Annotated in this window: 12 protein-coding genes and 1 pseudogene; 2 read left to right on the forward strand and 11 right to left on the reverse strand. The window is 36.9% G+C overall.

Annotated features, from left to right (window positions below; translation table 11 throughout):
• The 10 genes and pseudogenes from AC075L_RS16690 to AC075L_RS16735 all read right to left on the reverse strand — a co-directional run.
• A partial coding sequence (locus AC075L_RS16690) for a VPA1262 family N-terminal domain-containing protein (protein WP_476387918.1) occupies positions 1–1,456 on the reverse strand: 1,456 nt, incomplete at its 3' end.
• Between the two features lie 301 nt (positions 1,457–1,757).
• Entirely contained in the window at positions 1,758–1,949 is a 192-nt protein-coding gene (locus tag AC075L_RS16695) for a hypothetical protein (protein WP_133303294.1), read from the reverse strand.
• A gap of 28 nt (positions 1,950–1,977) precedes the next feature.
• Positions 1,978–2,301 (reverse strand): hypothetical protein, encoded by a 324-nt coding sequence (locus tag AC075L_RS16700; RefSeq protein ID WP_476387919.1) that lies wholly within the window; start codon positions 2,299–2,301, stop codon positions 1,978–1,980.
• A 66-nt stretch (positions 2,302–2,367) separates the two neighbouring features.
• Positions 2,368–2,721, reverse strand: coding sequence for a hypothetical protein (locus tag AC075L_RS16705; protein ID WP_055058992.1), 354 nt, complete (start codon positions 2,719–2,721; stop codon positions 2,368–2,370).
• 460 nt (positions 2,722–3,181) lie between these two features.
• A complete protein-coding gene (locus AC075L_RS16710; protein WP_008704376.1) occupies positions 3,182–3,427 on the reverse strand; it encodes a hypothetical protein in 246 nt (81 codons plus the stop codon).
• A 15-nt stretch (positions 3,428–3,442) separates the two neighbouring features.
• Positions 3,443–5,142 (reverse strand): annotated as a pseudogene (locus AC075L_RS16715) (IS1634 family transposase).
• 327 nt (positions 5,143–5,469) lie between these two features.
• Positions 5,470–6,165, reverse strand: coding sequence for an HNH endonuclease (locus AC075L_RS16720; RefSeq protein ID WP_020993834.1), 696 nt, complete (start codon positions 6,163–6,165; stop codon positions 5,470–5,472).
• Positions 6,149–7,516 carry an AAA family ATPase gene (locus AC075L_RS16725; RefSeq protein ID WP_008704383.1) on the reverse strand — a complete coding sequence of 456 codons (1,368 nt, stop codon included), beginning with the start codon at positions 7,514–7,516 and terminating at the stop codon, positions 6,149–6,151. Before AC075L_RS16725 ends, AC075L_RS16720 begins: the two co-directional genes overlap by 17 nt.
• A gap of 343 nt (positions 7,517–7,859) precedes the next feature.
• Positions 7,860–8,426 (reverse strand): hypothetical protein, encoded by a 567-nt coding sequence (locus AC075L_RS16730; protein ID WP_008704384.1) that lies wholly within the window; start codon positions 8,424–8,426, stop codon positions 7,860–7,862.
• 283 nt (positions 8,427–8,709) lie between these two features.
• A complete protein-coding gene (locus AC075L_RS16735; protein ID WP_008704385.1) occupies positions 8,710–9,009 on the reverse strand; it encodes a helix-turn-helix domain-containing protein in 300 nt (99 codons plus the stop codon).
• A 247-nt stretch (positions 9,010–9,256) separates the two neighbouring features.
• Between AC075L_RS16735 and AC075L_RS16740 the strand changes: the two genes are divergently transcribed.
• Positions 9,257–9,637 (forward strand): IS66 family transposase, encoded by a 381-nt coding sequence (locus AC075L_RS16740; protein WP_476387921.1) that lies wholly within the window; start codon positions 9,257–9,259, stop codon positions 9,635–9,637.
• A 157-nt stretch (positions 9,638–9,794) separates the two neighbouring features.
• A complete protein-coding gene (locus AC075L_RS16745) occupies positions 9,795–10,100 on the forward strand; it encodes a transposase domain-containing protein (RefSeq protein ID WP_476387920.1) in 306 nt (101 codons plus the stop codon).
• Between the two features lie 1,106 nt (positions 10,101–11,206).
• Here the strand turns inward: AC075L_RS16745 and AC075L_RS16750 are convergent.
• A complete protein-coding gene (locus AC075L_RS16750) occupies positions 11,207–12,787 on the reverse strand; it encodes an AAA family ATPase (RefSeq protein ID WP_020993830.1) in 1,581 nt (526 codons plus the stop codon).
• Positions 12,788–12,805 lie beyond the last annotated feature (18 nt).

Raw genomic sequence — 12,805 nt, forward strand, 5'->3', positions numbered from 1 at the left:
CCTGATCTAAATTAAGCACCATGAGAAAACGATCATGAAAACTGTAACCATAATCAGCCCACTGGCATCTAAGCTCTACATGTATACCATAATGATTACTCCTTTTCTCCATAATTTCCTGCTGCTGTTCTATCCAATCACATACACTCATTTTACTTTTTTCGGCAATTTCACCAGATGTAATTGCATATAACGTTACATTCATACTTTTCGTAAAATACCAAGTATGTAAAATATCCTCAACTGTCGGATAAGGATCCCACAGATACACCTTCCCTGTTTGTGCACGATTCATCAATGCAATCACATCTTTCAAAGCTTTCTGCGGTTCTGAATCTCTTCCATACCGTCTAAACTCAGCTCTGGCATATAACTCATCAACTCGTCTGCTATACTGACGCTTATGTATATGACTATCTCGCGTCCGAATAACAGGTTGTTCTATAATATTAACATTCTCCGCTGATATGGGTTCAATAATGTCAACAACCTGTCCTGTTTCATCATAAATGATACGCTGTTCTCCATACTGTGCACCCATCTGCAGCACATACGTCATTCTTCTTATAAAGCTTGTTTCCTGACGCGACAAAATCAATTGCCGTTTTACATCAATTATCGTTGTCCTGCAAAATCGGGAAGCATCACCAACTTCAAATGTAGTATTACATCCTTCCTGTTTAAATGTCCTGGTACCAAATGAAATAATCGAATCATCAAAAACGCCTTCTGACAATACCAGAAATTGATCATCTGACTCACATTCTTTATCAAATGACACATCATACGTTAACTGTCTCTCCATATCATCTTTTTTATAAGAAACCCTTACATTCGTTGACGGAAATTGAAACACAAAATTCCCAATACGATCTGATACAGAAAACAAATCAATTGGAATTGCATCGAATATTGTATCTGTCATCTTTCTGAACTGCACTGTGTTCAACACATTTACAATCTTTTTATCACAGTCAAAAAATTCCAAAATATAACTTCCATTAATAAAATTATTTTTTAATACTTTGTTTAAAAGCATCTCTTTTGTACTGTCCTGCTGAATAAAAACTTTCGATACCCCTTCCAGATATCCTGTTTCTAACCTTCCGTCTCCGATGTCTACTTCCTTCTTATCTCTACTGTTGCATAACAATTCAAAAATACTTCGAACTTCTGATACATCCAGCACCTTTCTCTGTATTCCTAATGAATATGTATCAGTAATACTTTTAAGCTTTTTTAAAAGTCTCTCCGAGCTCTTTTCTACGTTCGGTCTTGTTTCAAATACAAAAATTGTATATACATTATCCGGCATTTCCTTTTCTCTTTGGCATAGATATATCGAAACCATTTCACAACAATTATAACTACCAAGGCTCTTACAGGAAATCAATTCATCAAATTCATGCAACAAATATTCTGTCGGTAGTTTTTCGTTCACTCTTTCTCTATACATATTTTTCTCCGATTAAATAGTACATTTTCTGTATTATGTATGCGATATTGTTTAATTACCTAAATCTTATTATATTATAATTTCCACCTGTCGGACTGCATGCTCTTTGCTGGACGCACGGTCTGACCTCAATGTCCTTGACAAAAGCACAATATGCTGAGACTATCTTTAGAATGGCAAAAACTAAAACCTGGACTTCATAGGATGCAGACTCCAATTCCGATTGAAACGAGCACCCTTTCGAGCATCACCAGTCGTCGAAAATTTAAGTCCCCGGAGTTTTCAAAATAACCACCCATTTCTATAATTTATATTCTTTATATAGTTGTTCACGATACACCTCGTCCTCAGATGCTTTCTCAGCATCTGAATAACGTTTATTCTTTAATAGAATATTTATAAGTGCTCCTAATCGATTTTCACCCTTTTTTTCACCTTTTTTTTCGCCCTTTTTTATTCCATTTTCCTCTGCATAAGAAATCATACTTAACATATCAGACACCTCCTTCTGACGAACTTGATTATCCGAATCTGGAATATATGATAATACTTTTTTCTGGTTTCCGGAAAATAATCCATATAAGAAGATCCAAAAGTCCCTTTTCTTCCTGTCCTTCTCCACCGAGCCGTACTATTATAATCTCCAAAAGATCTGATTCCCAGGAATCAATTCGGAACTCTTTGTCTTTGATTCCCTCATTTTTGTAATTCTGCATCTTATAATATGATATGGTATTTTCCAGTTTCCTGGGAATATTATCGAGGCAGATCCAGATACTGTACACTTTTTCTAAATGACCATATCCTTTTCCATTTTCCCCTATCTTATCTAATTGTGCAGACAATTTACGGCAGCCATAATATATACTTCTTTTTACAACCGGATAACCCGGTGTGTAATTTTGCTGTATCTAAAAATCAATATGAAGATTTACCAGAAGCTTTCCTTCTGCTTTTGGATTTAAAGAACGGAACAGAATATCAAATGCTGCTGGTGCTTCATCTGTCGTATGAAATTCTGTATCCTCTCCACGTATGGTTTTTGCCATATCCTCTTCTACCAACGCGGTTCCTATCTGAATCGTATCACCTTCTATACAATTCATAATTTCTTCCAGGGAGCAGTCTCTATATTCTTCTACAGTATATTTTAGAATATTACTCATAATTGGTTTATATGAAAAAATATTCTTTGCTGACTGATCTTTCGTTTCTTTTCCATCTATCGTCTTTAGTGTTACAGAAATACTGTCTTTCACATCCATAAGTCTCTCCCTTGACCAGCTTTTATTTGTAATTTAAGTATATATCTTTTGAGGGAACATAGCAACTACAGAATTCTACTTATTCATTCCACGTATCCCTTCTTAACTCAAAACATCTATACGATAGCCCCATATTCTTCTGACAGCTCCTCATTGTCTTTAAATGAGCTAAAAACAAGTCAAGCATCAGCATATCCGGAGATTCTTCTCTTGGATATATCTGATGCTCTCTTTTTCTTTTCGGAATTTCGGGCTTACTTTCGTTTCTACGGTAGCTTCTCGGAACCCTTGATTTTACTGCTTTCCTAGAGCTATTTTTACAAGTAATTAACTGAATTTTCTGTAAATTACCATTTTTACCCTTTTTTTGTGCTCGTCTAAAAATCCTTCAGCTCATTGTGAACTTCCAGTTTTTTTCCGCCTAAATCAAGTGTCGCTATATCTGCGACTCAAAACAATTCTATTTTTCCGTCTTTTCTCCATCTGATCCTGCATTTAAAAAGTTCATGATCTCCTCATATGACCGCCCACTTTTTACAACTGCTGACAGGATCTCTTCTTTTCTTATGGCATCCCGCTTGTCTAACAGTTCTTTCAGATTTGCTGTTGCCTGATCATACTTTTTCTTCGCTGCGATCACATCAGCCTCTGCTTTTTCAATCTTTTCTTCCAATGCTTCCTTACTTGTTTTTCTTGTTCTTGCCATCTTTATTTTCCTTCCTTATTCTGCTTCTTTCAGTTCCTTACTCAGTTCTGACGCAAAGTATTTTATACTATTCGCATCCAGTCCAAAGGCTTTCAATATTACTTTCTGGTTCGCTGTTACTGCGTGATCCAGACGGTATATATTGTCTAACTGACGTACCATTTCTATTTTTTCCAGCTCTTTTATTGCCGCCGGTACAGTCATATAGTTCAGTTTCTTATCCAGTTTTTTCATTTCTTCTTTTAGTTTTATATACATCTTGCAGCGCACTATCATGGCTACAAATTCAACAAATATCTTCGCTCTTGCTGATTCTTCTGAATACACCCGGATGCTCTTATTCCCCAGATATGATTTGTCTCCGCGGAATAGTTTCTCCGATACATCCCTGCTCTTATACAGTTCGATTGCTTCCTTCGCACTCATCTTTTCCGATGTAACGATACAAAAATATCCTGCCAGATCCAGTTCTCTTTCTACCACACTGCACCGTTCTTCTGGTAGTATAAAAGCCTGGCTCTTTTCATCATAATAAAGGTTAAAATACTTCTCAAATCCAGGACCGAATTCCTTTACTTTATTCTGGTACTTTTTCAGATACTGCGTCATCTGGTTGATCCGATTTTCAATCTCTATCCGTTCTGCGCTTTCTTTGGAAATACTATGATACAGATGAAAATAACGCTCTTTTTTATCACTTGCATACAGTTTGTGCCGTATTGTCTTTCCGTAAACTCCATATTCATAGATATTGTTTACCCGCTTATTTTCGAATGTCCCTTTATTTTCCAGGATCAGTTCATTCACAAGGGCAGACATCCCTTTCACCATGATAACAAAACTATACCCACATTTATCCATATATTGTATATTCTCGCAGCTGAAATATCCCCTGTCCAGAATGAATCCGATCTTCTTATAACCATATCCGGATGCTTTATCCAGCATGAACTGAAGCTGGGAGATATCATTCAGACTTCCTGGATATTTTTCATAAAATAATGGTTCCTGATTATGAGTATCATACGCAACTGCATAATTAAATACCAGCTCTCCCATATCTACTTTCGGATGCCCAAATTCAACCATTTTTATATCCCCGGCCTGACAGTTTTTATTCGTTGAATCATAAGAAATATAAATCTTTTCATGGTAATTCCGTGACTCATTCCATGTATTCAGAAATCCTGTACTCTGATCATCTGTTACTGAATTCAGGAAATCTAATACGGTTGAATCACTGTATTGTTTCATCTTTTCCGTAAAAAGTGGATGGTTGTATGTATAATCCGGATAGTACTGCGCTGCATTGTTTTCCGCTGTAATCAGAATAAACAGCCAGCTTAAAAACAGCCCCAGTACATCACGTCGCAATCCAAAATACTTTCCAAGGATATCGTTCAAGCTGCATTCTTCTATGATCTTACGCAGTACAAAGTATGCTCCTCCCCTGAGACAGCTGCTTCTGGAAGTCCTGTTTTTGCTTTCCGGAAGCTCTGCATCGGGAAATATTTCAGGAAATTTTGATTCGGTTTCATGAGTTCCGGATCCGTATCTGACAGTTTTCCGATCGTTACTCTTTTGGGAAAAGTATACTTCCGGGATGGATCATAAACCCGGTCATACTCATACTCTATATATACAACATTTGACTTTTTTCTCCGTGTGATCTTGCCTTTTACGGTTGGTACTTTCACTAAAAAATCCAGATACATAGCGCCCTCCTTTTAGGCGGTTATCCGCCTAAATTAGGTAGTGCTATATTTCCCGGCTGTCTGCAATGGAAAAGCGCAGAAACCCGGGATTTTTTATGATTTTATTTTTGTTCTTTTTTCTTTAGGCGGAAAAATTACTGGAAGTTCACATTCAATGCTGTGATTATTGATGGGGCTTTCTCCCTTTACTGGACGCACGTCTGATCTCAATGTGCTGACTTTAAATAATATTGTCACAGTGATATTTCGCTCTCACACTGGCTGTAAAGCCAACCGGGATCGTAGACTTGATAACCATTACCTCATCCAGATTATACTGAATCCTTGTCATATAATTTCTTTAACGCATCCTTTCTCATCATAATAATTCAGATTGGTTCCTGGAAAAGCCTCTATGAGTGCTAGTCGTATTTCCGGTTCGTCGCAAAACACTTCCATCCATATCGAAAAAAATCCATCTCCCAATGCCGTCATAATAATCTGATTTTTCATATCATTCTGATATTCTTTTGACAGGTCTTTCATATGATTCCAGTGTTCCAGCGAGTTTAATGCTTTTTGATAAGCTGTATTTCTTTGTCCAAATCGTCTATCTCTATCTTTTCCCATAGGAAGATTGCCTAAACCTACAAGGTTATATGTATTACGTGCTCTTTTCAGGTAATCCCCTGTTGAATCCAGTTTTATCAATAACTCTTCATTCACCTTTGGGATACCATTAATGTACGAATATGCGATAGCAGTATTATCTTCATCTGGCCACAAATAGTTTTTTTTATTTTCCGGCATTGTCTGTGCCTTTTTTCGTGTATTACAATATTTACATCCCAGGTTAAGATTATTCCAGTCTGTTAAATCTCCACCTTTGGATTTTGAAACCACATGTTCTACCTCAGGAACATGTGGTATAGAAAATTCACAATAAGAACAATACATTCCTATCCGTCTCTCTAAATATGGCAATGCGTCCTTATATTCATTTATTTTTTTATATGGAGACTCCCCCTTATTTATTGGTCTCATTCTTTTTCACTTTCCATTTCTGTTCCAGATACTGCTGATGTACCCACGCCATATAAGCAGGATTTTCGCTGTATTCAGCCTCCAGTTCCGCCAGTCTTTTTCCCAGCCTGTCTATGTCTTCCTGCGATTTTGCCTGTGTAAGTGCTTCAAAATACAGCTTTGAAGCTTCATATATTTTTCTCTTTTTTTCACTATATTGAGGTAACACAACCCCCATAATATCCTCCGAAATATCTTCAATACTCTCTCCTGAATATTCAGATTCCAGAGGCTGGTCTAATGTGATCAGCTCACCCTCTTCAAGTGATTGAATAATAAAAGGCGAATGTGTTGCACAGATAAACTGAATTTTAGGAAACAGTTGTTTTAAAATCCCAATAATTCTTTTCTGCCAGGTTGGATGCAAACTTAAATCAATTTCATCAATAAGAACAATACCCGGTGTTTCCTGTAAGGCTTTCTCCTTCAAATATGGATTTAATATACACATTCTTGCTGCAATATCCAAGATTATCTTGATAACGTTTCTATAACCGTCACTCAACATCTGAAATGGAAGAACGGTTCCTTCAGATGTTCTAAGTGCAATAATATCATCCTCATATTTTGTAGAAAATATAATTTTTTCACCTGATTTTAACTCATCTCTAAACGCCTCATTAACCGCCCACAAAATGACCTCATAAGCCGGGAAAATTTTTCCATCATTTTCTTCAACTGCAACAGCTTTAAGCGTATCTATATATCGAAATGCAATATCCAATCCATGCTGCGCATCAAGGCAGTGGCTATATGCGTCTGTTCTGCTCAATACGCCTGTCTTTACTGTTCTTTTATTTCCATCTTTCCAAAGTCGTGCTGAACTAAGGTATAATACCAGTGGCAGAATAACATCTTCATCAGAGTGATCTGCATTTGCGATTTTGCTTTCCCATTCAATTACAGTCTGCTGCATTGGATTTTTTCCACCAAACTTAGTTCTGCCATCCTGTTTCAAAAGAACACGCTGAAAACCAATAGACTCATAATCAATATTCCATGCAGCCTTACAACTAACCTTGCAAGGATACTGTGGGATTGCACCAGCAGTAAGAATTCTGCTATCATCTGAAATCTGAGTCTTTCGTCTTGCATCAGTTGATTTGATATTAAACACAAACCTGGAAGGTACATATGTCTTAAACGCTGCAAGATATGCCCCCAGCACGACATTAGCCGCTTCCAGTACTGTTGTTTTACCAGAGCCATTCTTTCCTGCAAAAACATTCATTCTTGAATTTAACACAAATTTCTTATCTTCAAACTGCCTGTAATTAAAAAGTTCTATTTCCTGGATATTAAATTCACACATACAATATGCCGCCTTCCTGAACACTAGTGAATCTGGAAATTTCAATAAATCCACTAATAAAAATCCGCTATATATTGTCTTTAGTATAACGGATTACTATGAAAAATACAATTTAAAGTTTTATTATAGAAATTTTAAAAGCAGAACTGAGAGACCAGTAGCAAACATTTAGGTTACTTACAATTGTTTATTTCATTGGGTCAGACCCCAATGTGGTGCTAAAAACGGACGGCCGTTATGCTCCGCAGAGCGGCCGTTCTAAAACGCATTTGCGACCGCCGGAGGGCGCAAAATGCAGCTCACCTTGAAAAGGCATCAAGATTAAATTAATTATCCGCATAAATTACAGATATTGTTGGACTATCCTATAAATATTATCCAATTTATCATCATTTCTGAACTCATTAATACTATTAATATCAAACAAATTATGAAAATCATCCATTTCACCAATATATATTGGAATGTTATAATTAAAGTACTTGGAATCCAGTCTAAACTGGGATTGACTTCCCGTAATATCAATAATTGTACATCCCCTCAGAATAGAATCAAGATCACAGTAAGGATATATATTTATTTCTTTATTATAGCCATATCCTTCTAAAATCCTATTCATTTTATTTACTTCTTCATAATCTGTGGCTTCTTCAGCTCTTTGTATATTTTTCTGCAAAATAGAATCATCTAGCACAAGCCAAGCATGAGTTGTATTTGAATCACTTCCACTAACAACCTTTGTATAAATGCCTTGCTCCCCTAAAAACCTTGCCAAAATATCTGAAGCTTGTCCGCAACAGGCCTCCGGGAATTGATTAAATGGCCATTTACAAAATCTATTTTTTTTATGCGCTTGTTCTATTGCATCTCGATATGATTTTACCAAGTAATATAATTCACTTTCAATCATTATAATCCACCTTTCTTATCATCAACCAATTAAATATTCATTCCACCCCATAAACGTATAAATACAACATTTTATTGTTAAAATAACATCTCACCAGATATGATACATAGCGAAACTATTATTCCATATAAATATTTTTTTAATCCCAATTATATATTGTGCATGATATGGTAAATTGCCCCCGGATACCAGTCCCTTAATTTTCTTGCGATCTTTCTCCCTCCATTTTGCTTCGCTATTTTTAATAATAGTATCATCTATGATTATCCCAAATAAAAATCTGTCAGTCATCACAGATTTTTATTTCAATATGTTTTCCAAGTGCATTCGCATATTTCTCCAGTACAACCAGCGTTGGTACCCTGCCACCGCTCTCAAACCGGGCCATATTCGACGGTTTTATCCCTGTAATATCCGCTATTTCCTGCTGCGTCATTTTCTGGCGGTGTCTCTCCTCCACTAACTGCCGGATTGTTTCCGAAGATCTGCTCAACACCTTTTCCTGGATCTTCTCTGTATATACTTCCAGCCTCTTTTCCTTGGCTTCCTTTTCTGTCAGGTATTCTTTCATGTTCTCCTGCATTTGTTTATCTCCATTCCATCTCTGATAACTCATTTACGAGATTTTATCACTCATGATAAGTTTTTGCAAGATATTTCATGTTTCTTTTACAGAACTTTTAGCTCTGATTCATTTCTTTTATTTGGATTTCATGGGGTCTGACCCCAATGTGGTCTTTTAGAGCAACGTTAGTAGCCTATGCTCTCGTTTTCCTTTATAACTTCTGAAACTGCATGTCACACAGTCAGATGAAACACCGACACAGGTCATAAAGGACAGCAGCCATCCAAACAGCAAATGTTACATGTGGGTGCATCGTTCCGGCGAGTTTTATCAGGAGCGCCCTGTCGTGATATACGAATACCAGAAAGACCGGGATCATCAAAAGCCACTGGAATTCTACAGGGATTATAAAGGGATCCTTGTCACGGATGGGTTACAGCAGTATCATCTGGTAGATAAAAAACTGCCGGATGTGACCAATGCAAACTGCTGGGCACATGCCAGACGTGATTTTGCGGATGCGGTAAAGGCGATGGATAAAAAGGATCCCTCTGCTGGGCACAGTTCGGTCGCATATACAGCACTGCAGAAAATCGGGGGATTCTATACTGCAGATACCGAGCTGAAAAAGCTCTCATCTGAATAACGTCTTCAAAAACGGCAGGAGATCATCCAGCCGATGGTTGAGGATTTCTTTGCGTGGGTGAAAGAACAGCTTTCTCAGTGTACGGTCCCGCCAAAATCAAAAACAGGCCAGGGACTGGCAGTATCTGGTCAATCAGGAACTTTACCTGAAAGTGTTTTTGACAGACGGAGATGTACCAATCGATAACTCAGCTTCTGAACGTTCCATCCGTACTTTCTGTATCGGAAAGAAAAACTGGATGTTCCATAACACGGCAAATGGAGCCTCTGCAAATGCTATGGTGTACAGTATTTCTGAAACCGCTAAACTGAATAGCCTGCGTCCATACTATTATTTTCGGCATATCCTCACAGAACTGCCGAAACGCTGCGATGTGAATGGAAAGATAAATCCGGCAGAACTGGATGATCTGATGCCCTGGTCGGAAGAACTTCCGGATGAATGCAGAAAATCGCGCCGCTGATGAGGTGGCGTTATATTATAGATGGGCGGATGATTTGACGTTTACCTTCTAACCCCAAAGAACTTTTGCTATAAACATAGCCCCCAAGTAAAGCCCCATTTACGAAAGCCAGCATCGCTCCCGCCAATGCCCTTTCAGACATGACTAATGGAATGATATATAGTTATCCGTTATCCAAATTGAAGTAATTTATATCAAATTATCCATTATAAATAAAATGTTGCTGATCGAATAATCCGGTGTCCGTGTCCCTGATTTCTCAGTTTGTCACTAATCAGATTTGCTCCCATCCGGATGTTCCAGATTAAAGATCTCATTACAGGTCATGATCGTGTAAAAATGTAAATTTATAGTAGACATGCTTTACGAAAAATCTTATAATATCTCCATAGGCAGATTCCAACATTTCAGTTTCAGGCTAGATTGGGATGGTTAGGCGGTTGAGTCATGTCAGAACAGCGATGTTCTGTTTATATAAATATCCTCATGACTTCATGACGGAAATACCCAAGAAGGAGGATATACACATGACAGTATCTTTTGTTATTTTTACTATAGTTTACGGAACTGTTAGTAGTATTCTTGGTACTTACATAGTTCGTATTCTTGATAAGAAATGCAAAAACGACCGCCATAGCTCAGATAGCGATCGTTAATGCGTTGAATATTTAATTTATTTAGCCTTAACCTTCCAAAGTTTGGCTCAACCGTCTAACGGAATCTGTCTTTTTATATACCAAGCTAACAACAGACATTTCTATCGCCTACTTAAATGAATATAATTCAAATACCAAATTAAAAAACTGGTTATAAGGTTATAAATAATAATCTTTTTAAAAATTATTCTTCAAAATAATCGATAAATAAAGCAATTGTTTTTTATGAAAAATATGGTTATATGGTTCTGTATATAATTACTATACCACATTTTTTTTATTATTCAAGTCAAAGTTATATTTTTCCTTATACAACAATTATCTTAGGTTAGCGTAAGTATATTCAATGTAAGTCACATAAGTTCATATATTGTCTTCCACCCACCGGACTATATACCCTTTGCTGGACGCACGATCAGACCCCAATGTGCGCATGTTTTTCAGATGCTATTACACTTTTTCAATTATGCACTGATGCTTTTTACTTTTCTTGTCATAATTAATTCTCACAAGCAAAATATCACCGGTATAATCTGAAATCGAGGATGGGTATTTTCTGTCTTTAATCTGCTGTATTGCCGTCTGTACTTTCTGGTTCCACTTCAGTTCAACAACCAATGCAGGATAAGCACTTTTATATTCAGGCTTAGGGATAAAAATAAAATCTGCAAATCCGCGTCCTGTAGGAAATTCACGAACCGGTTTAAAATAATACTGCATAGTTCCCAGATAGGCAATGGCTAATACGCTGCTTAATGAATTTTCATCATGATACCTGATGACAGAAGCGTATTCATTATGAATTTTCTCAATTTGTGCAGCAACTGTTTCGTTATCCATATCCAGCGTTGCATCAAGTAAAGTCTCTGATTCCTGTTGGAACATAAGCATTTCATTCCATGACTTACTTTTTACAGCATTAGTCAGTTCCTGACGGATTTCTTCATTGGGAACAAAAGCAATTTTTTCTGTCTGATCATATCCAAGATATCCCAAATGGATCATATAAGTCAGTACATCATCCTTACTTTGAATATTAACAGTGTCATTTTTGAATGTTGCTGTATTAACTTTGACAGATGAGCCGGAAAGCATTTCAATGATTGCTGTTTTCAAGCCATCATAATTCATGTTGATAAAAGGCACAATCGCTTCATAAGAGGCTGTTTCCGACCAGTAACTCTTATATTCTCCTTTCAGCATTACGCTGACAACAGCTCTGGGATTATAAACCTGGTAATCTTTCAGCAGATATCCATCATACCATTTCTTTACCTTATCAAAATCCTGATGGTACTTATCTGACAACTTTTGTACTTCAGCTTCCGTAAATCCGATATACTGCGCCAGAATACTTGGACTTACCATGGTAAATTCATCAAAATTGTTTAAGGCAGACTGAGTTTTTTCCTTTTTAATTGGCAAAATACCTGTAAGATATGCAAGCTGAATATATTTTGTAGGCTCTGTCCCTTTGAAAATACCACGTAAGAAGCGGATATACTCATTCTTGATATCCTCTTTTGCAGCTTCATCGCGAATCAGAACATCCCATTCATCAATAATCACAATAAACTTTCTGCCAGTTACAGTATTGATCCGTGCCAGTGTCTCTGCCAGGGAATGATTTTCTGCCGGAAGTACATCAGGATAATATTCTCTTAATTCTAAAATTGTCTTTTCTGAAATATAAGAAACAACTTTCTCAGGACCATTGGCAGGCCCCATGCACCATTGAATATCCCAATGAATCACATCATACTGATTCAGATGTTTTCTAAAATCTTCTGCCTGACTGATTTTCAGTCTGGAAAACATTTCTTCTGAATCGCATCCTTTGCTGTAATACGCTGTAAGCATATTTGCAGTAACAGATTTTCCAAATCTTCTTGGACGACTATTGCATATAAAAGCATCTGTTGACCCCAGAACACTGTTTGTATAATTGAGGATTCCACTTTTATCAACATAGATCTTTGCATTCAAAGCTGCCTGAAATGCCAGATTATCAGGGTTAACGAACATTCCCATATTGACACACATCCATTT

Source organism: Blautia sp. ZXY-1-B12, assembly GCF_056339915.1.

Coding starts and splice junctions, on each gene's coding strand:
- AC075L_RS16695 (WP_133303294.1), bottom strand. CDS start 1,949: ATGTTAAGTATGATTTCTTATGCAGAGGAAAATGGAATAAAAAAGGGC.
- AC075L_RS16705 (WP_055058992.1), bottom strand. CDS start 2,721: ATGGATGTGAAAGACAGTATTTCTGTAACACTAAAGACGATAGATGGA.
- AC075L_RS16710 (WP_008704376.1), bottom strand. CDS start 3,427: ATGGCAAGAACAAGAAAAACAAGTAAGGAAGCATTGGAAGAAAAGATT.
- AC075L_RS16720 (WP_020993834.1), bottom strand. CDS start 6,165: ATGAGACCAATAAATAAGGGGGAGTCTCCATATAAAAAAATAAATGAA.
- AC075L_RS16725 (WP_008704383.1), bottom strand. CDS start 7,516: ATGTGTGAATTTAATATCCAGGAAATAGAACTTTTTAATTACAGGCAG.
- AC075L_RS16730 (WP_008704384.1), bottom strand. CDS start 8,426: ATGATTGAAAGTGAATTATATTACTTGGTAAAATCATATCGAGATGCA.
- AC075L_RS16735 (WP_008704385.1), bottom strand. CDS start 9,009: ATGCAGGAGAACATGAAAGAATACCTGACAGAAAAGGAAGCCAAGGAA.
- AC075L_RS16750 (WP_020993830.1), bottom strand. CDS start 12,787: ATGGGAATGTTCGTTAACCCTGATAATCTGGCATTTCAGGCAGCTTTG.